Raw genomic sequence first — 21,885 nt, forward strand, 5'->3', positions numbered from 1 at the left:
CAATGCTTGATCCAAAAGGACGAATCCGGTCACCGGGGCGACTAACATCGGGCTGTGTGACGAGCATCAGCCTTGACAGCGCAGCCCTGGCCAGCATCGACGCCGACGCCATCGTGATCGGCGTCTCCCCGGACGGGGAGGGCGCCGCGCCCGCGGGCGGCGCGGGCGACCTCGACCGCGCGATGGACGGCCGGCTCGCGGACGCGCTGGCCGCGCTCGGCGCCACCGGCAAGGCCGGCGAGATCACCAGGCTGCCCTCGCTCGGCGCCGTCACCGCCAAGGTCATCGTCGCCGCCGGGCTCGGCGCGGACCCCTCCGCCGAGGACCTGCGCCGCGCCGCGGGCGCCGCCGTCCGCGCGCTCGCCGGCACCGCCCGGGCCGCCGTGGCGCTGCCCGCCGGGTCGGCCGAGGAGGTGGAGGCCGTCGCGCTGGGCGCGCTGCTCGGCGCCTACTCGTTCGACGCCTACCGCACCGGCGGCGGCCGCAAGGGCCCGGTCGAGGAGATCCGGCTCGTCGCCCCGGCGTCCGAGCAGGCCGCCGTCGACCGCGCCCGCACCCTCGCCGCGTCGGTGAAGCTCGTCCGCGACCTGGTCAACACCCCGCCGTCCCATCTGGCGCCCGAGGACCTCGCCGCCGAGGCGGGGCGGGTCGCCGCCGAGGCCGGCCTCGGCATCGAGGTGCTGGACGAGAAGGCGCTCGTGGAGGGCGGCTACGGCGGCATCGCCGGCGTCGGGCAGGGCTCGGTGAACCCGCCGCGCCTCGTCCGGCTCGCCTACACCCACGCCGAGGCGTCCCGGACGCTCGCCCTGGTCGGCAAGGGCATCACGTTCGACTCCGGCGGCCTGTCCCTCAAGCCCACCGACGCGATGGACTGGATGAAGTCCGACATGGGCGGCGCCGCCGCGGTGCTCGGCGCGCTCGCCGCCATCGCCGAGCTCGGCCCGAAGGTCAACGTCGTCGGCTACCTCGCCATCGCCGAGAACATGCCGAGCGGCACCGCGCAGCGCCCGTCGGATGTGCTGCGCATCTACGGCGGCAAGACCGTCGAGGTGCTCAACACCGACGCCGAGGGCCGCCTCGTCATGGCCGACGCGCTCGTCCGCGCCGGCGAGGACTCCCCCGACCTGATCGTGGACGTCGCCACGCTGACCGGCGCGCAGCTCGTCGCGCTCGGCACCCGGACCACCGGCGTCATGGCCAACGACGACGACGTCCGTGAGAAGGTGGTGGCGGCGGCCGAGCGCGCGGGGGAACCGTCGTGGGGCATGCCCCTGCCGGCGGAGCTGCGCAAGGGCCTCGACTCGTCGGTCGCCGACATCGCCAACATCAGCGGCGAGCGGTGGGGGGGCATGCTGGTCGCCGGGACCTTCCTGAAGGAGTTCGTGCCGGACGGCGTCAAGTGGGCCCACCTGGACATCGCGGGCCCGTCCTTCAACAAGGGCGAGCCGTACGGCTACACCCCGAAGGGCGGCACCGGATCCGCGGCCCGCACGCTGGTCCAGATCGCCGAGGACGTCGCCGCGGGAATTCTGTAGCGAACCCCACCGCTGTCACCCGGCGGGGAACACAATAGGTTTCTCATGGCGGCGGGGGCCCCGCGACGGTGCGTCCCGCCCCGCCCTGAGGGCTCGGGGCGCCGCGATCCACGCGGCGCCGCAACAGGGGAAAGGGAGCGTCCAGTGGCCAACAACGGCCCCTTCGACATCGTCGTCCTGGGTGCCGGCAGCGGCGGCTACGCGTGCGCGTTGCGCGCCGCCGAGCTCGGCAGGTCGGTCGCGCTCATCGAGCGGGACGAGTCCCTCGGCGGGACATGCCTCAACCGGGGCTGCATCCCCACCAAGGCGCTGCTGCACGCGGCCGAGGTGGCGGACCACGCGCGCGACGCGGCGCAGTTCGGCGTCAAGGCCACCTTCGAGGGCATCGACGTCGCCGGCGTCAACGCCTACAAGGACAAGGTCGTCACCACCACCGTCAAGGGCCTCACCGGGCTGATCAAGTCCCGGGGCATCGAGGTCGTGCACGGCACCGGGAAGCTGACCGGGCCGACCACGGTCGAGGTCACCGCGCCCGGCGGGGAGACCACCGTGATCGAGGCCGGGCACATCGTGCTCGGCACCGGGTCGCAGCCGAAGAGCCTGCCCGGCCTGGAGATCGACGGCGAGCGCGTCATCTCCAGCGACCACGCGCTGCGGCTGGAGCACGTCCCGGCGTCGGTGGTCGTCCTCGGCGGCGGCGTCATCGGCGTCGAGTTCGCCAGCGTGTGGCGCTCGTTCGGCGCCGAGGTCACGATCGTGGAGGCGCTGCCGCACCTGCTGCCGCTGGAGGAGGAGTCCAGCTCCAAGCGGCTGGAGCGCGCGTTCCGCAAGCGCGGCATCAAGTTCGAGCTCGGCACCCGCTTCCAGAGCGCCAAGACCACGCAGGGCGGCGTCTCGGTCACCCTCGAGGACGGCAAGACCCTCGACGCCGAGCTGCTGCTCGTCGCGGTGGGGCGCGGCCCGATCTCCGACGGCATCGGGCTGGCCGAGGCCGGCGTGGAGACCGAGCGCGGGTTCGTCACGGTGGACGAGTACTGCCGGACGAACGTCCCCACGATCTCCGCGGTCGGCGACCTGATCCCGACGCCGCAGCTCGCGCACGTCGGCTTCGCCGAGGGCATCCTCGTCGCCGAGCGGCTGAGCGGGCTCACCCCGCCGCCGATCGACTACGACGGCGTGCCCCGCATCACCTACTCCGACCCCGAGGTGGCCTCGGTCGGCATCACGTCCGCGACGGCCCGCGAGCGCGGGCACCAGATCAAGGAGTTCACCTACGACCTGGCCGCCAACCCCAAGAGCAAGATCCTGGGGACGCAGGGCGAGGTCAAGGTCATCGCGTCCGTGGACGGTCCCGTCCTCGGCCTGCACATGGTCGGCGCCCGCGTCGGCGAGCTCATCGCGGAGGGCCAGCTCATCTACAACTGGGAGGCCCTGCCGGGCGAGGTCGCCCAGCTGATCCATCCCCACCCGACCCAGTCCGAGGCGGTCGGCGAGGCCCACCTCGCCCTCGCCGGCAAACCACTGCACGTGCACGGCTGAACGCCGCACAAGTAATACGAAGGAGTCGCTGAGACATGCCGGTCTCCGTCACCATGCCCCAGCTCGGCGAGAGTGTCACCGAGGGCACTGTCACCCGCTGGCTCAAGAAGGAGGGCGAGCGCGTCGAGACCGACGAGCCGCTCCTCGAGGTGTCCACCGACAAGGTGGACACCGAGATCCCCTCGCCCGCGTCGGGCATCCTGACCAGCATCACCGTCGCCGAGGACGAGACCGTCGAGGTCGGCGCCGAGCTGGCCGTCATCGGCGACGAGGGCGACGCGCCCGCCGGCGGCGGAGCCCCGGCGGCCGCCGAGCAGCAGGCCCCGCCCGCGCCGCAGGCGCCCGCCCCGGCGCAGGAGACCGCGCAGCAGCCGCCCCAGCAGCAGGCCCCGCCGCCCGCGGCGTGGCCGCCGCCCGCGCAGCAGCAGCCCGCCGCTCCCCCGGCGCCGGCGCCCGCCGCGCAGCAGGCGCCGCGGCAGCCCGCCCCGCAGGCGCCCGCGCCCGCCCCGGCGGAGCAGGCCCAGGCCCGGCCGGAGGCACCGGCGGGCGAGGGCCCGTACGTGACGCCGCTGGTGCGCAAGCTCGCCGCCGAGCACGGCGTCGACCTCGGCACGGTGCAGGGCACCGGCGTCGGCGGCCGCATCCGCAAGCAGGACGTCCTGGAGGCCGCCCGCGCGGCGCAGCAGGCCGCCGAGCGGCAGGCCGCCGCTCCGGCGCCGGCCGCGCCGCAGGCCCCGGCCCCGGCCGGCCGGCACGCCGCCCCGGCGCCCGCCGGCGCGCCCGCCGAGCAGCTGGCGCTGCGCGGCCGGACCGAGAAGATGTCGCGGATGCGGCAGACGATCGCCCGCCGCATGGTGGAGTCGCTGCAGGTGGCCGCGCAGCTCACCACCGTGGTCGAGGTGGACATCACCAAGATCGCGCGGCTGCGGGAGCAGGCGAAGGCCGACTTCCAGTCCCGCGAGGGCGTGAAGCTGACGTTCCTGCCGTTCTTCGCGCAGGCGGCGGTCGAGGCGCTCAAGGCGCACCCGAAGCTGAACGCGGTCATCAACAGCGAGACCAGCGAGGTCACCTACCACGACGTCGAGAACCTCGGCATCGCGGTGGACGTGCCCGAGCGCGGCCTGATGGTCCCGGTCGTGCACAACGCGGGCCAGCTGAACCTCGGCGGCATCGCGCAGCGGATCGCCGACCTCGCCGACCGCACCCGCGCCGGCAACGTCAACCCGGACGAGCTGGCGGGCGGCACGTTCACGCTGACCAACACCGGCAGCCGCGGCGCGCTGTTCGACACCCCGATCCTCAACCAGCCGCAGGTCGGCATGCTCGGCACCGGCGCCGTGGTGAAGCGCCCGGCCGTCATCGACGACCCGGAGCTGGGCGAGGTCATCGCGGTCCGGTCGATGGTCTACCTGGCGCTGACCTACGACCACCGGCTGATCGACGGCGCGGACGCCGCCCGCTTCCTCGCCACGATCAAGCACCGCCTGGAGGAGGGCAACTTCGAGGCCGACCTCGGCCTCTGATCCGGGCCTGATCCCGGGCCGCTGGTCCGGGTCGCTCCATCGGGGAACCCCGCCGCGCCGTACGGCCGGCGGGGTTCCGCGCGTCCGGGGAAACGCGGAACCGGGCTGAGAATCTCAGCGTTCACTGGCGCCGTCCGCCTAGGGTGGGGGGCATGAGGGTCACCGTCACGGGCTCGTCGGGTCTCATCGGCTCGGCGCTGGTGCAGTCACTGCGGGAGGACGGCCACGACGTCGTCCGGCTGGTCCGGCGGGAGCCGGCGCGCGACGACGAGGCGCGCTGGTCCCCGGCGGACGGATGCGTCGACAAGGACTCCCTGGAGGGCGCGGACGCCGTCGTCCACCTGGCGGGCGCCGGAGTCGGCGACCGGCCGTGGACGAAGGCGTACAAGCGCCGGATCAGGGACAGCCGGGTGGTCGGCACCCGCACCCTCGCCGAGGCGATCGCGACGGCGCACCCGCGCCCCCGCGTCCTCGTCTGCGGGTCCGCGATCGGCTACTACGGCGACACCGGCGGGCGGGAGGTGGACGAGGAGGCGCCGATGGGGCGGGGCTTCCTCGCGGCGCTCGTCCGCGACTGGGAGGCCGCGGCAGGCCCGGCGCGGGAGGCGGGCATCCGGGTCGTCCACCCGCGGACCGGCGTCGTGCTGACCCGCGAGGGCGGGATGCTGGGGCGCACGCTGCCGCTGTTCCGGCTCGGGCTCGGCGGCCCGCTGGGCGACGGCCGGCAGTGGACGAGCTGGATCTCCCTCGCCGACCAGGTCGCGGCGCTGCGCCACCTCATCGACCACGAGATCGACGGGCCGGTCAACCTGACCGCGCCGAACCCGGTGACGAACGAGGCCTACACGCGGGCGCTCGGCCGCGCCCTGCACCGGCCGGCCCGGCTGGCCGTGCCGCGGTTCGCGCTGCGGGCGGCGCTGCGCGGGTTCGCCGACGAGGGGCCGCTGGTCAGCCAGCGCGTGCTGCCGCGGCGGCTGGCGGACGCGGGCTTCCGGTTCGCGCACGAGCACGTCGAGGAGGCCATCGCCGCCGTCCTGTGAGTCCCAAGATTCGTCAAAGTCGCGGCCGCCCCCATCCGGCGGCCCTACGGTGACACTGGGAAAGCACGGCTCACCAGGAGGATGAATGAGCACCGACGGACAGCCGCACATCCTCGCGATCGGCGGGGGCACCTTCGTGCCGGACGGCAGGCAGGGGCTCGCGCCCAGCCCGCTGCTGCGCTACGCGTTCGACCTGACCGGCCAGGACCGGCCGCGCGTGTGCTTCCTGACGACCGCGATCGGCGACGGCGACGCGCACATCGCGCGCTTCTACACCGGGTTCTCCGCGATGGACGCCGAGGTCAGCCATCTGGCGCTGTTCCCGATGCCGAACGTCACCGACGTCCGGGCGCACCTGCTCACCCAGGACCTCGTCTACGTGTCGGGCGGGAGCGTCGCCAACCTCCTCGCCCTGTGGCGGCTGCACGGCCTCGACGAGATCATGCGGGAGGCGTGGCAGGAGGGCGTCGTGCTGTCCGGGCAGAGCGCGGGCGCGCTGTGCTGGCACGTCGGCGGCAACACCGACTCGTTCGGGCCGCAGCTCACCCCGCTGACCGACGGCCTCGGCCTGCTGCCGTACTCGTGCGGCGTGCACTACGACAGCGACCCGCAGCGGCGCCCGCTGCTGCAGCAGCTCGTCGGCGAGGGGACGCTGCCGGGCGGGTACGCGGCCGACGAGTCGGTCGCGCTGCACTACGTGGGCACCGAGTTCGTCCAGGCCGTCTCCTACCGGCAGGACGCGGGCGCCTACCGGGTCGAGCCGGACGGGCCGGGCACGGCGAAGGAGACCCGGCTGGAGCCGCGGCTGCTCGCCGCGCTCTGACGGCGCCTACCCGCCGGTACGCGGCATAAGCTGGCCGAGTGAGCGATGTGGACGTAGAGGTTGGCGTACGCGAGCTGGTGGTGGTGCACGCGGGGTTCGGCGAGGCGGCCGTCCCCTACGAGGCCGGATGGGATCTGCAGAAGCGCACGCACGCGCTGCGGGTGGACGACGCGATCCCCGACACGGCCCTGCTGCTGGAGCACCGGCCCGTCTACACGGCGGGCAAGCGGACCGAGGCGCTCGACCGGCCGTTCGGCGACCCGGGCGCCCCGGTCATCGACGTGGACCGGGGCGGCAAGATCACCTGGCACGGCCCGGGGCAGCTCACCGGCTACCCGATCGTCCGGCTGCCCGACCCCGTCGACGTCGTCGGCTACGTGCGGCTGCTGGAGCGGATGATGATGGACGTCTGCGCCGAGCTGGGCCTGCGCACCGCCACGGTGGAGGGCCGCAGCGGGCTGTGGGTGCCGGGCGCCCCGGACCGCAAGATCGGCTCCATCGGGATCCGGGTGGCGCGCGGCGTGGCGATGCACGGCTTCATGCTCAACTGCGACAACGACATGGGCTGGTTCGACAAGATCGTCGCCTGCGGGATCCGGGACGTCGGGTCGACCAGCCTCAGCCGCGAACTCGGCCGCGACGTCACCGTCGCCGAGGTCGTCCCGCTGGTCGAGCGGCACCTCGCGGCGGTGCTCGGCGCGGCGGAGACGTTCCACCGCACCACGGCGCAACTGGGCCTGTGAACCGGCCGGGCGCCGGTCAGGCCATGACCTTGTAGACGGCCTGGCCCTCGGCGGCGGCCGCCGCGAAGAACGCCGCGAGGCCCTGGTAGGCGGGCTTGAAGAGCCCGTCGCGGGCGCCGCCGTCGAGCCGGCCCGCGTCCTGCACCCCGGCCCGGACCATCGCCGCCGGGTCGTAGCGTCCGGCGACCGCGGCGAACGGCGTCGCGGCCAGGTGGTCGGCGGCGGGCTTGACCCGGTCCGGCGCGAGGAAGATCACGTCCATGCCGAGTTCGTCGGCGCCGTCCTCGGTGAGCAGCCGGCCGCCGCACACGACGTCGGCCTCGGCCTGCCGCCCCTCCCACGGGTCGCCGGTGACGAGGTAGTGCATCGCCTGCCACGCCCAGCCCAGCTCGAACAGTCCCGGCGCGCCGCGGCGGCGCCAGTCGGCGGCACCGAAGATGTGGCGGGCGACGCGGCCGGGATCCGGCTCACCCTCCAGCACCGGCGGCACCCGAAGGTACGACATTGCCAGACCCACTGCGGTCCTCCTGCTAACGCTGTTGCGTGACGACAGGGAGTCACCCTAGAGAGATCCACTGTCGACCATGGCCGAAACACGCGAATCGGTTGTGCGATCGGGGTACTGTCATACGTTCGAGATCGCTCCGATACGGCATTGAGGCCCTGCTCGCCGGGGCCGCCGGACGGCGCCCCGGGCGGTGTGCCGCACCGGAGATCGCGACGTAGTCTGGGACGCGTGACGACGGTGACACCTGAGGGACGCAAGCTCCTGCGCGTCGAGGCGCGCAACAGCCAGACCCCCATCGAGCGCAAGCCCGACTGGATCAAGACGCGGCTGAAGATGGGCCCGCAGTACCGCGAGCTCAGCGGCCTGGTGAAATCCGAGGGCCTGCACACGGTGTGCCAGGAGGCCGGCTGTCCCAACATCTACGAGTGCTGGGAGGACCGCGAGGCCACGTTCCTCATCGGCGGCGACCAGTGCACCCGGCGCTGCGACTTCTGCCAGATCGACACCGGCAGGCCGAAGGCCCTCGACCGGGACGAGCCGCGCCGCGTCGCCGAGTCCGTCGCCACGATGGGCCTGAAGTACGCGACCGTGACCGGCGTCGCCCGCGACGACCTGGACGACGGCGGCGCGTGGCTGTACGCGGAGACCGTCCGGCAGATCCACGCGGCGGTCCCCGGCTGCGGCGTCGAACTGCTCATCCCCGACTTCAACAACGTGCCCGAGCAGATCGCCGAGGTCTTCTCGACCCGGCCGGAGGTGCTGGCGCACAACGTGGAGACCGTCCCGCGGATCTTCAAGCGGATCCGGCCCGGGTTCCGCTACGAGCGGTCCCTGGAGGTCCTCACCAAGGCGCGCGAGGACGGGCTCGTCACCAAGTCGAACCTGATCCTCGGCATGGGCGAGACCCGCGAGGAGGTCTCGCAGGCGCTGCGCGACCTGCACGAGGCCGGCTGCGAGCTCATCACGATCACCCAGTACCTGCGGCCGAGCCCGCGCCACCACCCGGTGGAGCGGTGGGTCAAGCCGGAGGAGTTCGTCGAGCTGTCGGCGGAGGCGGAGGAGATCGGCTTCGCGGGCGTCATGTCCGGGCCGCTCGTCCGGTCCAGCTACCGCGCCGGGCGCCTCTACAAGCAGGCGATCGAGGCGCGCGCGTAGCGGCGGCCCGGCGGGGGCTGTCGGGTCAGGCGGCCGACCGGACTATCCTTGGATTCATGTCGAAAAAGCCCACGGACGGTGCCCAGGAGCGTCCGGGCCGTCTCAAGCAGATCCGCATGGTCGCCCAGGTGCTCCGGCAGGCCGACCCGAAGGCGCTGCCGATCGTGTTCGCCTCGGCGATCGGCACCCTGGTGGTCGTCATCGTCATCGGGCTGCTCGCCGGCCAGCTGTGGTTCTTCGTCCCGCTGGGGGTCCTGGCGGGGCTCGCGGTCGGCCTGATCGTCTTCGGCCAGCTGGCGCAGCGCGCGCAGTACAAGGTGATCGCCGGGCAGCCGGGCGCGGCCGCCGCGATCCTGAAGAACATGCGCGGCAACTGGACGGTCACCGAGGCCGTCAGCGGCAACCGCAACCTCGACATGGTGCACCGGGCGGTGGGGCGTCCGGGCGTGATCCTGGTGTCGGAGGGCCCCCGCAACCGCGTCGGCCCGCTGCTCGGCGCCGAGAAGAAGCGCATCTCCCGCGCCGCCCAGCAGGTCCCGATCTACGACGTGCAGGTCGGCGAGGACGAGGGCCAGATCCCGGTGGACAAGCTGCAGCGGCACCTGATGAAGCTGCCCCGCAACCTCACCAAGGGGCAGGTGGCGGAGTTGAACGACCGGCTCCAGGCGCTCCCCCGGTCGATGCAGATGCCGAAGGGGCCGATCCCGAGGGGCGCGAAGATGCCGAAGGGCCCGAAGCCGAAGATGCGCTGAGCACGAACCGCTTGCGGAAGCCGGCTGAGAAATGAGCAAAGCGCCCCCGCGAGGGCGCTTTTCTCGTTCCGGCCCGAATGCCGGCGCCCGAACACCGGCGCGGGGCCGGCGCGCGGAGGCCGACGCCTAGATGTTGACGACGACCGTGTTGGCGGCCCGGTCGTGCATGCCGCGGTAGTCGCGGTCCCAGAACAGCGCGGGCAGGACGAGCAGGAGCAGCGCCGCCCTGGCCAGGCCCCAGCCGAGCCCGACGAAGGACCGCCCGTCCAGCCGCATGACGCGGATGCCGCACAGCCGCTTGCCGATCGTCACGCCGAGCAGCGCGGTCAGCAGCCACGCCTGCAGCCCGAAGATGCCCAGCGTCGCCAGGCTGCGCTCGTCGGCCTCCCAGCCGAGCCCGCGCGCCAGCAGGCTCGCGACCAGCATCGACAGGGCCCAGTCGAGGAACAGCGCGACGAGCCGCCGGCCGTAGGAGGCGACGGCGCCGCTGCCGCTGTCGGGCAGCCCGAGCCGCTCGCCGGGCCGGCCGAGTTCGGCGCCCGCCGCCCCGGCCCCGCTCAGCCACGTCTGCGTCCACCGCGGCCGCCCGGCGGCCTGCTGCCGCCCTTTACCACTGCTCATGCCTCCTACGCTATCCCGTCTCCCGCGGGGTTCCGCCGCGCCTGCGCCGCACCGGCCGGGAGTGATGCGTAACACAGCGGAAACATATGGGACACGGCCGGGAAACGGCGCCGCCGTAGCTTTCCGGCATAGCCGAGATGCGCCTTGAGGAGGCCGGATGTTCAGCAGCGCCGAAGAGGTCCTGAGCTATATCAGGAACGAGGACGTGCGGTTCGTCGACTGCCGGTTCGTGGACCTGCCCGGCAAGATGCAGCACTTCACCTTCCCGGTGGAGAGCTTCGGCGAGAGCGTCTTCACCGAGGGGCTGATGTTCGACGGCTCGTCCGTCCGCGGCTTCCAGGAGATCCACGAGTCGGACATGCTCCTGCTCCCGGACCCGACCACCGCCGTCGTCGACCCGTTCCGGCAGCACAAGACCCTGAACCTGAACTTCTTCGTCCACGACCCGCTGACCGGCGAGCCCTACAGCCGCGACCCGCGCAACGTGGCGAAGAAGGCGCAGGACTACCTGCGCGGCACCGGCATCGCCGACACCTGCTACTTCGGCCCCGAGGCCGAGTTCTACATCTTCGACGACGTCCGCTTCGAGACGAGGCAGAACGCCGGCTACTACTACCTCGACTCGGTCGAGGGCGCCTGGAACACCGGCCGCGAGGAGCCCGGCGGCAACCTCGGCGCCAAGCCCCCCTACAAGGGCGGCTACTTCCCCGTCCCGCCGATGGACCACTACACCGACCTGCGCTCGGAGATGGTGTCGCAGCTGCTGAACGTCGGCATCCACGTCGAGATGCAGCACCACGAGGTCGGCACCGCCGGCCAGGCCGAGATCGACTTCCGCTTCGACACGCTGCTGAAGACGGCCGACCAGCTCCAGCTCTACAAGTACATCGTCAAGAACGTCGCGCGCGCCGCCGGCAAGACCGTCACGTTCATGCCGAAGCCGATCTTCGGCGACAACGGCTCCGGGATGCACTGCCACCAGTCCCTCTGGAAGGACGGCGCGCCGCTCTTCTACGACGAGGTCGGCTACGCGGGCCTGTCCGACAACGCCCGCTACTACATCGGCGGCCTGCTGCGGCACGCCCCGTCCCTGCTGGCGTTCACCAACCCGACCGTGAACAGCTACCACCGCCTCGTCCCCGGCTACGAGGCGCCGGTCAACCTGGTGTACTCCCAGCGGAACCGCTCGGCCTGCATCCGCATCCCGATCACCGGCTCGAACCCGAAGGCCAAGCGCGTCGAGTTCCGCGTCCCGGACCCGTCCTGCAACCCGTACCTGGCGTTCTCCGCCATGCTGATGGCGGGCCTGGACGGCATCCGCAACAAGATCGAGCCGGCCGAGCCGGTCGACAAGGACCTCTACGAGCTCCCGCCCGAGGAGGCCCGCGCGATCCCGCAGGTCCCCGGCTCCCTGCCGGAGGTCCTCGCGGCCCTGGAGGCCGACCACGACTACCTCCTCGAAGGCGGCGTCTTCACCCCGGACCTCATCGAGACCTGGATCACGATGAAGAACGAGTTCGAGATCGACCCGATCCGCCTCCGCCCCCACCCGCACGAGTTCGAGCTGTATTACGACATCTGATCGGCCGCAGGAGCGCGCCGGCCCCGCTTCCCACGGGGCCGGCGTGCTTCTTTCAGGGTGTGGGCGCGGGTGTGTCGAACAGGCCGTTCGCCATGTCGGCGGCGGCCTGCTCGCGGGCCCGGTAGTGGATCTTCTTGCCGGTGGCGGTGAGCGGCAGCGCGTCCACGAACCGGTACGCGCGCGGACGCTTGTACGGCGCGAGCATCGGGTGCTCGCGGCAGTGCCGGTCGCAGTCGGCGGCGGTCAGCGCGGCGCCGTCCGGCGTGTCCGCCCGCACGACGTAGGCGACGACCCGCCGGCCCCACTTCTCGTCCGGGACGCCCACCACGAGGCTGTCGGCGACGGCCGGGTGCCCGTTGAGCGCCTCCTCGACCTGGACGGGATGGACGTTCTCCCCACCGGAGATGATCATGTCGTCCTTGCGCCCGACGATCGTGACGTACTCGTCGGCGTCCCAGGTGGCCAGGTCGCCGATGTAGAGCCAGCCGCGGTGGAACCTGCGGGCCTGCCGGTCCGCGGCGCCCGCGTACGCCTGCCCGCACTTGGGCGACCGGACGATCACCTCGCCGACCTCGGCGCCGTCGCGGGCGACGTGGTCGTCCGGCTCGGCGAGCCGGTCGTCGTAGACCCTGACCACGGCGACGTCGTCGTCGGTGCAGGCGCGGCCGGCGCTGCCCGCGTGCTCGGGCAGGTCGGCGGGGCGCAGGAAGGTGTTCCAGAACGCCTCGGTGGTGCCGTACCCGTTGAAGATCCGCGGGGTCAGGGTCTTCTGGTAGTGCAGGCACGCCTCGCGTTCCAGCGGGGCTCCCATGGTGACGATGCCCCGCAGGGTGGACAGGTCCCGGGCGCGTTCGGTCTGCGCGCGCGCCAGCATCGCCAGGTTGGTCGGGGCGCCGATCAGGTAGGTCAGCCCGAGCGTCTCGACGAGGTCGAGGCAGCGGTCCGGGTCGAACACGCGCAGCGGCACCACCTGCGCGCCGGCGTAGAAGGCCGGGTTCGGGCCGCCGGAGTACAGGCCGCCGCGGTGGAACCAGGGCGTCATGTTCAGCGTGCGGTCCTCGGGCGTGAGCGGGAAGTGCATGATGACGTCGTGCGCGGTCAGCACCTCGGCGATGCTGTTCACCGGGACGCCCTTCGGCATGCCGGTCGTGCCGGAGGTGTAGAGCCGGGTGGTCTCCGCCCAGGTCGACCCGGTGCCCGGGAGAGGACGCGGTTCCGCGGCATAGAGGCCGGCGAAGGGGACCGCGCCGGGCAGCGGCGTCCCGTCCCCGACGGCCGCGATCAGCGAGGGACGATGCCCGGCCCGCTCCAGTGCCGCGCTCGCCTGGTCGGTGAACGCGGTGTCGTACACGAACACCGCCGGCCTGCTGTCGTCCAGCACGAAGGCGGTCTCGCCCGGAGCGAGCCGGAAGTTCACCGGCGAGCCGATCGCGCCGCACGCCTGGGCGGCCAGGTAGAGCTGCGCGAACTCCGGCCCGTTGCAGAGCTGGTAGACGACGGTGTCGCCCGGTCCGACGCTGGCGTCCGCGAGGCCGGTGGCCAGCCGGTCCACCAGGGCGCCCAGCTCGGCGTAGGTGAGGCCGGTGCCGGTGGCGGGGTCGTACAGGGCGGTGCGGCGCGCGTAGCGGTGGGTGTTGCGGCGGAATCCGGCGAGGTAGGTGAACTCGTGCTCGAAGTACCGCTGGTACGCGGTCGGATCGTAACCCGTCATCGCTGCCCTCCTCGGGGCGTCAGGTGGTCGTCGGCGGGGCGGACGGGAAACGGGGCGCGCGCTTCTCGCGGAGCGCGGCGGCCCCCTCGACGACGTCGGGTCCGAGGAAGCCGAGCATCTCGTAGGCGGCGGACTGCTCGAAGATCGGACCGGCCATCCGCAGCCAGCCGTTGAGGGCGCGCTTGGTCCAGCGGATCGCCGGCTGGGAGCCGGTCGCGAGGGTCTCGGCGACGCGCAGCGCCTCCGGCAGCACCTCCTCGCGCGGGACGGCCTTGCTGACCAGCCCGATCCGCTCGGCCTCGGCGCCGTCGATCATCTCGCCGGTCAGCAGGTGGTAGCGGGCCTTGGCCATGCCGGCGAGCAGCGGCCAGATGATCGCCGCGTGGTCCCCGGCGGCGACGCCGAGCTTGACGTGCCCGTCGCCGATCTTGGCGTCGAGCGCGCAGATGGAGATGTCGGCGAGCAGCGCCACCACCGTCCCGGCGCCGACCGCGACCCCGTTGATCGCCGACACCACCGGCTTCTCGCAGTTGATGATGTTGTAGACGAGGTCGCCCATCTCCGCCAGCATGTGCGACACGCGGTCGTGGTCGCCGGTCATCCGTTCGACCATGGCGAGGTCTCCCCCGGCGGAGAACGCCCTCCCCGCCCCGGTGACCACCGCGACCCTGGTGCCGGGGTCGGCGGCCACGTCCTTCCAGACGCGCGCCAGCTCGCCATGCATGCCCTCGTCCGCGGCGTTGTACTTGTCGGGCCGGTCCATCGTGATCAGCAGGACGCCGTTGGGGCGCCGCTCGAACCGCAGCTGCTCGTATCCGGTGTAGTCCATCTCTTCCCTCTTCGGTTCTCGGTGGGCGTCAGCTCATGGTCAGGCCGCCGCTGACGCTGACGGTCTGCCCGGTCACGAAGCCGGCCTCGTCGGACGCCAGGAACGCCACCACCGCGGCGATGTCGGCGGGTTCGGCCAGCCGGCGGAACGGTATCGCCCGGACGAGCGCCTCGCGCAGCCTGGGGTCGTCCCCGCCCATCGAGGCGAACAGCGCGGTGTCGGTGGGGCCGGGGCACACGCAGTTGGCCCGCACCCGGTACCGGGCCTGCTCGCGGGCGAGCGTCTTGGTGAACGCGATCACCCCGCCCTTGGCCGCAGAGTAGACGGCCTCCCCGGACGAGCCGACCCGTCCCGCGTCCGAGCCGATGTTCACCACCGCGCCGGACTTCTGCGCCGCCATGACCGGCAGCACCGCGTGGCAGGCGTGCAGGACGCCGTAGAGGTTGACCGCCATGATGCGGTCCCAGTCGGCCGGGTCGGAGTCGACGAAGGGGCCTGCCACGTCCCATCCCGCGTTGTTGACGAGCACGTCGATCCGGCCGAACCGCGCGAGGGTCTTGCCGACCGTCGCGACCACCGATTCCCGGGACGTGACGTCGGTGCGGATCCCGATCGCGTCCCCGCCGAGGTCGGCGGCGGTCTGCTTGGCGGCGGCCTCGTCGATGTCGGTGGCCACGAGCAGCGCGCCCTCGGCGGCGAGCTTCTCCGCGATCGCCCGCCCGATGCCCCGGCCGGCGCCGGTCACGATCGCGGTCCTGCCCTGCAGTCTTCCCATCGCTGGTCCTCACGGTCGGGGAGTGCGCCGCACTCCGGATGTCACGGGGCGTAGGCGCGGCCGAGCAGGTGCCGCGCGATCACGAGCTTGGACGCCTGCGCGGTGCCGTCGCCGATCTCCAGCCCGATCACGTCCCGCAGCCGCTGCCCGATCGGGTTGCCGGTGGAGTACGCGGAATGCCCGAACGTCAGCAGGCACTGGTGGACGATCTCGGCGGCGAGCTTCGGCGCCCAGAACTTCGCCATGGCGGCCTCGGCGCCGTGGTCGAGCCCGGCGTCCTTGCGCCACAGCGCCTCGTAGCAGACGTGCCGCGCCCCGCGCAGGTAGGCGGACTGCTCGGCCAGCGGGAACGACACGCCCTGGAACCGCCCGATCGGCCGGCCGAACGCCTCCCGCTCGCGCGCCCACGCCACGGCCTCGTCCAGCGACGCGGCGGCGGCGCCGAGGCAGGCGAGCCCGATGATCGCGCGCGAGTAGTCGAAGCCCTGCATGACGGACACGAAGCCGTCTCCGGGGCGTCCGATCATCCGCCCGGCGTCGACGGGGAGCCCGTCGAAGTGCAGCGACGCCCGGCCGATCGACCGGCCGCCGAGATCGTCGAACCGCGCCCGGGAGACGTACCGGTCGTCGAGGCCGACGTAGAAGGCGCTCACGCCGCGCGGCCCGGCCCCGCCGGTGCGCGCCAGGACGACGGCCGTGTCCGCGTCCGTGCCGAGGGTGATCGAGGTCTTCTCGCCGTGCAGCCGCCACCCGTCCCCGTCGGGACGCGCGCTCATCTCCAGGTTCCCCGCGTCGGTCCCGTGCTCCGGCTCGGTCACGCACAGGGCCGGCAGGACCCGGCCCCCGGCGATCGGCGGCAGCCAGGTTGCGCACTGCTCCTCGGTCCCGTTCCGCACCAGGATGTCGCTGATCAGTGCGGTCAGCACGATCACATAGGTGGCGTTCACGTCGGCGCGCCCGACCTCCTCGGCCGCCATGCCCGCGACGACCGCGCCGGCGCCCTGCCCGCCGTGCCGCACCGGCACGCGCAGCCCGGTCAGGCCCATCTCCGCCAGCTGGGCGACCAGCCCGTCCCGCAGCCGCCCGGCCCGGTCGTCGGCCTGGTAGTGCGGCGCCAGCGCACGGGCGGCGAACCGCCGCACCTCCAGCCGGTACGCCTCTTCCTCGGCATCGAACGCGAAGTCCATGAGCCCTCCATTGATCAAGGTGGCAAACTTTGACTCCAGGGTCAATACTCGGCCCAGGAGTCAAACTGCTACCCTCGGGTCAATCCTCAGGAGGAGGGCGGCGTTGACCAGCGGCAGGCAGACGCTCGCGGACGGCCCCGGCTCGGGCCGGGTGCAGCGGCGGCGCGGCCGCCGCACCAAGGAGATCCTCACGACCGCCGCCGAACTCTTCGGCGAGCGCGGTTACGACGCGGTCAGCCTGGAGGACGTCGCCGAACGGCTGGACGTCACCAAGGGCTCGCTCTACTACTACTTCCGCAGCAAGGACGAACTCGGCACCGCCGCGATCGAGTCGCTCGGCAACGACTGGACCGACCGCCTGGAGCACCTCCCCGCCGCCCGGACCGGAAGCCCGGCCGACCGCCTGCGCGCGCTCCTGCACGAGCACATCAGCATCGCCGTCCGCGAGTACCCGGCCGCGCTGCGCCTCTTCCTCGTCCCCCGCGACTGGCCCGCCGACACCGCCGCCCGCATCAAGGACATGCGCCGCCGCCACAACGAGGTCTTCCGCACGGTCATCGAGGAGGGCGTCCGCTCCGGCGAGTTCACGGTGACCGGCATCGGCACCACGCTCCAGTGCATGCACGCCGCCATGAGCCAGGCCCCCTCCTGGTGCACCCGCCTCCCCGAGCCGGCCCGCGCCACCGCCATCACCGAACTGACCGAAACCCTCCTCATGCTCGTAGGGCAGCCCCCCGCCCCGAACGCGTAGAAGCGACCCGGCCTTTTTGAAGGACGCGGTCTACACCACAGGCAGCGTCGCCGTGAACGGGCAAGCACGGGAAGCCGCGACCGCGAGACATGCGCATGGGCATCAAGGTCGTCGCCGCGGAACAGGTCCCCACCAACGTCGCCGAACAGTACGACCGCTTCCAGGGTTTCGCGGAGGCGGTCGAGGTGGTCGGTGGCGTTCACTCCGCGCGCCAGATGACGAACGGTGCCGGTGATCGCGTCGCGCCACGCTTCGCCGACCGTGCGGAGGTCGATGTAGGCGGCGGTGCCGTCCGGCGCGAGGGCGACGTGCCGCACTTTTCCGGACGCGCTGGTCTCCAGGCCGCGCAGCGCCTCGTGGACATGCCGGATCGCCCGCTCGCGGTCGTCCGTCACCCCACCCTCACCAGCCCCCCGACCCCAGACGTCCCACGCGTCCAGGCGGGCCTGCAGGTGCTCCAAGGGGCTCGGCGGGCCCGTCATCGACACCGCCACCGCATTGATCGCGTCGCGGACGTCGTTGAGCGCCGGGTGGCCGGGGCCGCGGAACATGCGCATCGGCAGCGGCTCTCCACCGGTCAGCCTGCCGACGTCCCGCAGTCTGAGGGCCTCGGCGAGGTTGAGCAGCGTCGGGAGCTTGGGCTGCCCGATCTCACCGCGCTCCACGGCCTTGACCCACCGCGCGTTCCTGCCGATGAGGCCGCCGAGGACTTCGCGCGACATCCCGCGCCGCTCCCGGTAGCAACGGATGCGCTGCCCCACCGTAAGGTCCGGGTCCGCAGGATCGATGCTCCGCTCGTTCAAGGCCCTGCACCTCTTCCTGAGAGTCGCGTCGCTTTTCAGGCTAGGCGTGGATGGTGTCGGATTCCCAGCGAATGGGGGTGGGGGCGCTGCATTATGGGGCTCGGAGGGCGGGATGCGGGGATTGTCGCCGGTCGTTGCGGGGGGCTTTCCGGAGGGGGTGGGCGCCGTCCGCTCGGGCGCGCCGTCCTGCCGGTCGAGGACGGGGCCGCGGGGCGCGCCGGCGAGGGGGCCGGGTAGCGCGGGCGAGGGGGATCGTCTCAGGGCGCTGGCATCATGTGGCTGAGTGCGTGGTTGGGAGCGGGATGACGGACGAGGCCAAGGGCGTCCTGCGGGACGGGTACGCGCTGCTCGGCGCCGCTCGCGAGCTGATCGCCGATCACCGGGGCGCGCTCGCGGACGTGCACGCGGCGCTGGCGCCGCCGCGGGCCGAGGCGGCGCGGGAGCAGCTCGGGTCGATCCCGCTGGAGCGGCTGAAGGACGTCACGGACGGGCGGTTGCGGCTCGGGCCGCTGGAGGACGCGGGGTTCGCCAGCGTCGCGGACGTCCTGGCGGCGACTCCCTACCGGCTCCAGCTGCTACCGGGGATCGGCCCGCAGACGGCGCGGCAGCTGCACGCGGCGGCGGGCAGCCTGGCGGAGGCGGCGGAGCGGTCGGCGATGGTCCGGATCGACGTCGACCGGCGGGACGAGGCGATGACGCCCGTCGTCGTCGCGCTGCACCGCCTGGTGAACGCGGGACCGGACCTGCCGAAGGCGCGGGCCGCCGCCGAGGACGTCGAGGAGCGGTTCGCGCCGCTGGTGCACGACGCGCGGCCGGCCGGGTCGTGGTGGCGGCGGGTCTTCGCGCGGCCGGTGACGCGGGAGCGGGCCCGGCAGGCGGTCGGCGAGCTGGCGGAGGCGGTCCGGGCGGAGCAGGCGCGGGACGTCCGGCTGCTGATGTCGCAGGCGTCCGTGGACCTGCTCCGGCCGCACGCCTCCCCGGACGAGGCGTGGATCGACTTCGAGCTGCGGGCGTCCGACTACCAGACGCTGCTGGCGGAGCTCGCGGCGGCCGGGCCCGAGTGGGACGCCGCCGAAGGGTTCCTGCCGGGCGACCTCGCCGCGCGGGTCAAGGCGCAGCCGCTGGACGACGCGTTCCGGCGGGTGTCGCTGCGCGGGTACCAGTCGTTCGGGGCGCGGTTCGCGCTCGTCCAGCGGCGGGTGATCCTGGGCGACGAGATGGGGCTGGGCAAGACGATCCAGGCGATCGCCGCGATCGCCCATCTGCGGGCCGAGGGGGCGACGCACTTCCTGGTGGCGTGCCCGGCGAGCGTGCTGATCAACTGGGTGCGGGAGATCGAGACGCGGAGCACGATGGCCGCGCATCCGCTGCACGGCCCGGGGCGCGCGGCGGCGCTGCGGAAGTGGGCCGGGGACGGCGGCATCGCCGTCACGACCCTCTCGACGCTGCACTCCCTGAACGTCCCCCCGGACGTCGGGGTCGGGATGTTCGTCGTGGACGAGGCCCACTACGCCAAGAACCACGAGACGCGGCGCGCGCAGGCCGTCGCGCGGTGGTGCCGGCGGACGGAGAACGTCCTGTTCCTGACCGGGACGCCGATGGAGAACCGGGTCGAGGAGTTCCGCAGCCTCGTGGCGCACCTGCGCCCGGAGGTGGCCGAGCGTGTCCGGCCGAGCGACGCGGCGCTCGGTGCGCGGGCGTTCCGGGCGGCGGTCGCCCCCGTCTACCTGCGCCGCAACCAGCGGGACGTGCTCGTCGAGCTGCCCGAGGTCGTGCACGTGGACGAGCTGGAGGAGTTCAGCCGGGCCGACGCGGCGGCCTACCGGCGGGCCGTCGCGGACGGCAACTTCATGGCGATGCGCCGGGCCGCGTACGCCGTCCCGAAGAAGTCGGCGAAACTCGACCGGCTGAGGGAGGTGGTGGACGAGGCGGCCGAGAACGACCTGAAGGTCGTGGTGTTCTCCTACTTCCGGGACGTCCTCGCAACCGTCCAGGACGCGCTCGGCCCCGAGGCGCGCGGCCCGATCGCGGGCGGCACGCCGCCGGCCCGGCGGCAGGAGATCGTGGACGCGTTCACCGCCGACCCCGGGCACGCCGTCCTGCTGGCGCAGATCCAGGCGGGCGGGGTCGGCCTGAACCTGCAGGCGGCGTCCGTGGTGATCCTCTGCGAGCCGCAGGTGAAGCCGACCATGGAGACGCAGGCGATCGCCCGCGCCCACCGGATGGGGCAGGTGCGCACCGTGCAGGTGCACCGGCTGCTGACGCCCGGCAGCGTCGACGAGCGGATGCTGGAGATCCTCCAGGTCAAGAGCATGCTCTTCGACCAGTACGCGCGCCGCAGCGACCTGGCCGAGCAGACGCCGGACGCGGTGGACGTCTCCGAGCAGGCCCTCGCCCGGCGGATCGTCGAGGAGGAGCGGGAACGGCTCGGGACCTGAGCCCCGCCCCGAGCCGTCACCGGCCCGTCAGCCCGCGAGGAACTCCAGCAGGTCCTGGTTGAAGCGCTCCTTGTAGCCCGGCACCATCGCCAGGCCGTGCGAGCCGCCCTCGTACACCTTCAGCGTGGCGTCGGGGACGATCTCGGCGGACTTGCGGCCGGTCGCGTCGATCGGGACGATCTGGTCGTCGTCGCCGTGCACGATGAGCGTCGGGACGTCGAACCGGCGCAGGTCCTCAGTGAAGTCGGTCTCGGCGAACGCGGTCACGCAGTCGACGCCCGCCTTGACGCTCTCCTGCATCGCCATGAACCAGAACGCGTCCCGGTTGCCCTGGGTGGCGCCGGTGCCGGGCCTGTTGGTGCTGAAGAACGTTTCGGAGACGTCCTTCCAGAACTGCGACCGCTCGTTCAGGATGCCCTTCTTGATGTCCTCGAACGCCTGCGCGGGCACCCCCGCGGGGTTGGCGTCGCTCTGCATCATCAACGGCGGGATCCCCGACAGCAGCACCGCCTTCGACACCCGGCTCGTGCCGTGCCGGCCGATGTAGCGGGCCACCTCCCCGGCGCCCATCGAGTGCGCGACCAGGACGACGTCCCACACGCCGAGCGCGTCGATCAGGTCGCTGAGGTCGTCGGCGAAGGTGTCGAAGTCGTAGCCCCGCCAGGGCTGGGACGAGCGGCCGTGCCCGCGGCGGTCGTGCGCGATGGCGCGGTAGCCGGCGCCGGCGACCGCCATCATCTGGTCGTCCCACGCGTCGGCGTTCAGCGGCCATCCGTGGCTGAAGACGACCGGCTGCCCCTGCCCCCAGTCCTTGTAGTAGAGCTCCGTGCCGTCGCGAGTCTTGATGTGACCCATCGGTCCCCCTGAATCGATGATGCCGGTTCTCCGGCGGCGCGCACCCGCCGCCGCCTTCACGCGCCGGGTACCCCGTGGCCGCCGGTGAAACCCATCGGCGGGGCGCCGGTGAATCGGTCGCGGGAGGCCGGGGAAGAACGCCCCGGGACGCCGTGTTCAGGTGGCGAACACCGGACGATCACCGGACGATCAAAGGGGATGGCATGGCCGAGGTCAGGGTCGAGCGCACCGAGGACGGGTTCCAGGCCGTCAACGCGCGGGGCGCGAAGGTCGCCATCGGCGACGGCGACACCGACGGAGTGTTCAGTCCCGTCGAGCTGCTGCTGGCGGCGCTCGGCGGCTGCGAGCTGGTGACCGTCGAGCCGCTGACCGCGCAGCGCGGGCACCGGATGGCGCGGCTCGCCGCGACCGTCCAGGCCGACAAGGTCGCGACGAGCACGCTGGGCACGATCACGCTCACCTACGACGTCGAACTCCCCGAGGGCGACGACGAGGCCGAGGACGTCCTGAAGGCCGTCGCCGCACGCGTCCACGCGCGGTACTGCACGGTCGGCGAGGCCCTCCGCGAGCCGAAGAAGGTCGAGCAGGTCGTCTGACCGCAGCTCCACCCCTCGTTGATCGTTGTCCTTGGCGCGCGCCACCATGAAGTGCGCGGGCGCGCACCCCGGGATGGGCGGGACCTCCCCCGGGGGCTTCGTGTAGAGGGTGGCGCCGA

Annotated in this window: 19 protein-coding genes and 1 pseudogene; 12 read left to right on the forward strand and 8 right to left on the reverse strand. The window is 72.8% G+C overall.

Annotated elements, in window-relative coordinates; translation table 11 throughout:
* Positions 1-2 precede the first annotated feature (2 nt).
* The 6 genes from ABZ806_RS11260 (at position 3) to lipB (ending at position 7,203) form a co-directional block, all read left to right on the forward strand.
* Positions 3-1,535, forward strand: a complete 1,533-nt coding sequence (locus tag ABZ806_RS11260; protein ID WP_500216764.1) for a leucyl aminopeptidase — start codon at positions 3-5, stop codon at positions 1,533-1,535.
* Between the two features lie 144 nt (positions 1,536-1,679).
* On the forward strand, positions 1,680-3,074 hold the full coding sequence (gene lpdA, locus ABZ806_RS11265; RefSeq protein ID WP_500216765.1) for a dihydrolipoyl dehydrogenase: 1,395 nt from the start codon (positions 1,680-1,682) through the stop codon (positions 3,072-3,074).
* A gap of 35 nt (positions 3,075-3,109) precedes the next feature.
* Entirely contained in the window at positions 3,110-4,597 is a 1,488-nt protein-coding gene (gene sucB / locus ABZ806_RS11270; RefSeq protein WP_500216766.1) for a 2-oxoglutarate dehydrogenase, E2 component, dihydrolipoamide succinyltransferase, read from the forward strand.
* Positions 4,598-4,749: 152 nt separating this feature from the next.
* Positions 4,750-5,637 carry a TIGR01777 family oxidoreductase gene (locus ABZ806_RS11275; RefSeq protein WP_500216767.1) on the forward strand — a complete coding sequence of 296 codons (888 nt, stop codon included), beginning with the start codon at positions 4,750-4,752 and terminating at the stop codon, positions 5,635-5,637.
* 85 nt (positions 5,638-5,722) lie between these two features.
* Positions 5,723-6,460 carry a Type 1 glutamine amidotransferase-like domain-containing protein gene (locus ABZ806_RS11280; protein ID WP_500216768.1) on the forward strand — a complete coding sequence of 246 codons (738 nt, stop codon included), beginning with the start codon at positions 5,723-5,725 and terminating at the stop codon, positions 6,458-6,460.
* A gap of 38 nt (positions 6,461-6,498) precedes the next feature.
* Complete coding sequence (gene lipB / locus ABZ806_RS11285; protein ID WP_500216769.1) at positions 6,499-7,203, forward strand: lipoyl(octanoyl) transferase LipB; 705 nt, start codon at positions 6,499-6,501, stop codon at positions 7,201-7,203.
* 16 nt (positions 7,204-7,219) lie between these two features.
* On the opposite strand, the gene ABZ806_RS11290 is transcribed toward lipB, so the two are convergent.
* On the reverse strand, positions 7,220-7,708 hold the full coding sequence (locus tag ABZ806_RS11290; RefSeq protein ID WP_500216770.1) for a DUF1877 family protein: 489 nt from the start codon (positions 7,706-7,708) through the stop codon (positions 7,220-7,222).
* A 231-nt stretch (positions 7,709-7,939) separates the two neighbouring features.
* Between ABZ806_RS11290 and lipA the strand changes: the two genes are divergently transcribed.
* Positions 7,940-8,866 (forward strand): lipoyl synthase, encoded by a 927-nt coding sequence (gene lipA, locus ABZ806_RS11295; protein WP_500216771.1) that lies wholly within the window; start codon positions 7,940-7,942, stop codon positions 8,864-8,866.
* Positions 8,867-8,922: 56 nt separating this feature from the next.
* A complete protein-coding gene (locus ABZ806_RS11300) occupies positions 8,923-9,618 on the forward strand; it encodes a DUF4191 domain-containing protein (protein WP_500216772.1) in 696 nt (231 codons plus the stop codon).
* A gap of 126 nt (positions 9,619-9,744) precedes the next feature.
* Here the strand turns inward: ABZ806_RS11300 and ABZ806_RS11305 are convergent, their stop codons facing one another.
* Positions 9,745-10,239: an RDD family protein gene (locus tag ABZ806_RS11305; RefSeq protein WP_500216773.1), complete on the reverse strand. Its 495-nt coding sequence runs from the start codon at positions 10,237-10,239 to the stop codon at positions 9,745-9,747.
* 157 nt (positions 10,240-10,396) lie between these two features.
* Between ABZ806_RS11305 and glnA the strand changes: the two genes are divergently transcribed.
* The gene (gene glnA / locus ABZ806_RS11310; RefSeq protein ID WP_500216774.1) at positions 10,397-11,821 is read left to right on the forward strand and encodes a type I glutamate--ammonia ligase; all 1,425 of its coding nucleotides are present in this window, start codon (positions 10,397-10,399) and stop codon (positions 11,819-11,821) included.
* Between the two features lie 52 nt (positions 11,822-11,873).
* Here the strand turns inward: glnA and ABZ806_RS11315 are convergent, their stop codons facing one another.
* From ABZ806_RS11315 to ABZ806_RS11330, 4 genes are read right to left on the reverse strand one after another with little or no spacing between them, the layout of a single operon-like run.
* Entirely contained in the window at positions 11,874-13,532 is a 1,659-nt protein-coding gene (locus tag ABZ806_RS11315) for a class I adenylate-forming enzyme family protein (protein ID WP_500216775.1), read from the reverse strand.
* Positions 13,533-13,551: 19 nt separating this feature from the next.
* The gene (locus ABZ806_RS11320; RefSeq protein WP_500216776.1) at positions 13,552-14,361 is read right to left on the reverse strand and encodes an enoyl-CoA hydratase/isomerase family protein; all 810 of its coding nucleotides are present in this window, start codon (positions 14,359-14,361) and stop codon (positions 13,552-13,554) included.
* 28 nt (positions 14,362-14,389) lie between these two features.
* The gene (locus ABZ806_RS11325; RefSeq protein WP_500216777.1) at positions 14,390-15,136 is read right to left on the reverse strand and encodes an SDR family NAD(P)-dependent oxidoreductase; all 747 of its coding nucleotides are present in this window, start codon (positions 15,134-15,136) and stop codon (positions 14,390-14,392) included.
* Between the two features lie 41 nt (positions 15,137-15,177).
* Positions 15,178-16,323 carry an acyl-CoA dehydrogenase family protein gene (locus ABZ806_RS11330; RefSeq protein WP_500216778.1) on the reverse strand — a complete coding sequence of 382 codons (1,146 nt, stop codon included), beginning with the start codon at positions 16,321-16,323 and terminating at the stop codon, positions 15,178-15,180.
* A 103-nt stretch (positions 16,324-16,426) separates the two neighbouring features.
* On the opposite strand from ABZ806_RS11330, the gene ABZ806_RS11335 reads away from it, so the two are divergent.
* Positions 16,427-17,074 carry a TetR/AcrR family transcriptional regulator gene (locus ABZ806_RS11335; protein ID WP_500216779.1) on the forward strand — a complete coding sequence of 216 codons (648 nt, stop codon included), beginning with the start codon at positions 16,427-16,429 and terminating at the stop codon, positions 17,072-17,074.
* Between the two features lie 650 nt (positions 17,075-17,724).
* Here the strand turns inward: ABZ806_RS11335 and ABZ806_RS11340 are convergent.
* Positions 17,725-17,796: pseudogene (locus tag ABZ806_RS11340) on the reverse strand (hypothetical protein); the annotation flags it as partial.
* A 383-nt stretch (positions 17,797-18,179) separates the two neighbouring features.
* Here ABZ806_RS11340 and ABZ806_RS11345 point away from each other — a divergent pair.
* Entirely contained in the window at positions 18,180-20,315 is a 2,136-nt protein-coding gene (locus ABZ806_RS11345) for a DEAD/DEAH box helicase (RefSeq protein ID WP_500216780.1), read from the forward strand.
* A 27-nt stretch (positions 20,316-20,342) separates the two neighbouring features.
* Here the strand turns inward: ABZ806_RS11345 and ABZ806_RS11350 are convergent, their stop codons facing one another.
* The gene (locus tag ABZ806_RS11350) at positions 20,343-21,170 is read right to left on the reverse strand and encodes an alpha/beta fold hydrolase (RefSeq protein ID WP_500216781.1); all 828 of its coding nucleotides are present in this window, start codon (positions 21,168-21,170) and stop codon (positions 20,343-20,345) included.
* A gap of 203 nt (positions 21,171-21,373) precedes the next feature.
* On the opposite strand from ABZ806_RS11350, the gene ABZ806_RS11355 reads away from it, so the two are divergent.
* On the forward strand, positions 21,374-21,766 hold the full coding sequence (locus tag ABZ806_RS11355) for an OsmC family protein (RefSeq protein WP_500216782.1): 393 nt from the start codon (positions 21,374-21,376) through the stop codon (positions 21,764-21,766).
* The last annotated feature ends 119 nt before the right edge of the window (positions 21,767-21,885 follow it).

It is taken from the genome of Spirillospora sp. NPDC047418 (assembly GCF_040643275.1).
GTDB lineage: Bacteria > Actinomycetota > Actinomycetes > Streptosporangiales > Streptosporangiaceae > Spirillospora.

Bases quoted from the DNA above. Each gene is read 5' to 3' on its own strand.
- ABZ806_RS11345 (WP_500216780.1), top strand. From the start codon at position 18,180: ATGACGGACGAGGCCAAGGGCGTCCTGCGGGACGGGTACGCGCTGCTC.
- ABZ806_RS11350 (WP_500216781.1), bottom strand. From the start codon at position 21,170: ATGGGTCACATCAAGACTCGCGACGGCACGGAGCTCTACTACAAGGAC.
- ABZ806_RS11315 (WP_500216775.1), bottom strand. From the start codon at position 13,532: ATGACGGGTTACGATCCGACCGCGTACCAGCGGTACTTCGAGCACGAG.
- ABZ806_RS11305 (WP_500216773.1), bottom strand. From the start codon at position 10,239: ATGAGCAGTGGTAAAGGGCGGCAGCAGGCCGCCGGGCGGCCGCGGTGG.
- ABZ806_RS11325 (WP_500216777.1), bottom strand. From the start codon at position 15,136: ATGGGAAGACTGCAGGGCAGGACCGCGATCGTGACCGGCGCCGGCCGG.
- ABZ806_RS11260 (WP_500216764.1), top strand. From the start codon at position 3: ATGCTTGATCCAAAAGGACGAATCCGGTCACCGGGGCGACTAACATCG.
- ABZ806_RS11280 (WP_500216768.1), top strand. From the start codon at position 5,723: ATGAGCACCGACGGACAGCCGCACATCCTCGCGATCGGCGGGGGCACC.
- ABZ806_RS11320 (WP_500216776.1), bottom strand. From the start codon at position 14,361: ATGGACTACACCGGATACGAGCAGCTGCGGTTCGAGCGGCGCCCCAAC.
- ABZ806_RS11290 (WP_500216770.1), bottom strand. From the start codon at position 7,708: ATGTCGTACCTTCGGGTGCCGCCGGTGCTGGAGGGTGAGCCGGATCCC.
- ABZ806_RS11300 (WP_500216772.1), top strand. From the start codon at position 8,923: ATGTCGAAAAAGCCCACGGACGGTGCCCAGGAGCGTCCGGGCCGTCTC.
- ABZ806_RS11330 (WP_500216778.1), bottom strand. From the start codon at position 16,323: ATGGACTTCGCGTTCGATGCCGAGGAAGAGGCGTACCGGCTGGAGGTG.
- sucB (WP_500216766.1), top strand. From the start codon at position 3,110: ATGCCGGTCTCCGTCACCATGCCCCAGCTCGGCGAGAGTGTCACCGAG.
- glnA (WP_500216774.1), top strand. From the start codon at position 10,397: ATGTTCAGCAGCGCCGAAGAGGTCCTGAGCTATATCAGGAACGAGGAC.
- ABZ806_RS11275 (WP_500216767.1), top strand. From the start codon at position 4,750: ATGAGGGTCACCGTCACGGGCTCGTCGGGTCTCATCGGCTCGGCGCTG.
- ABZ806_RS11355 (WP_500216782.1), top strand. From the start codon at position 21,374: ATGGCCGAGGTCAGGGTCGAGCGCACCGAGGACGGGTTCCAGGCCGTC.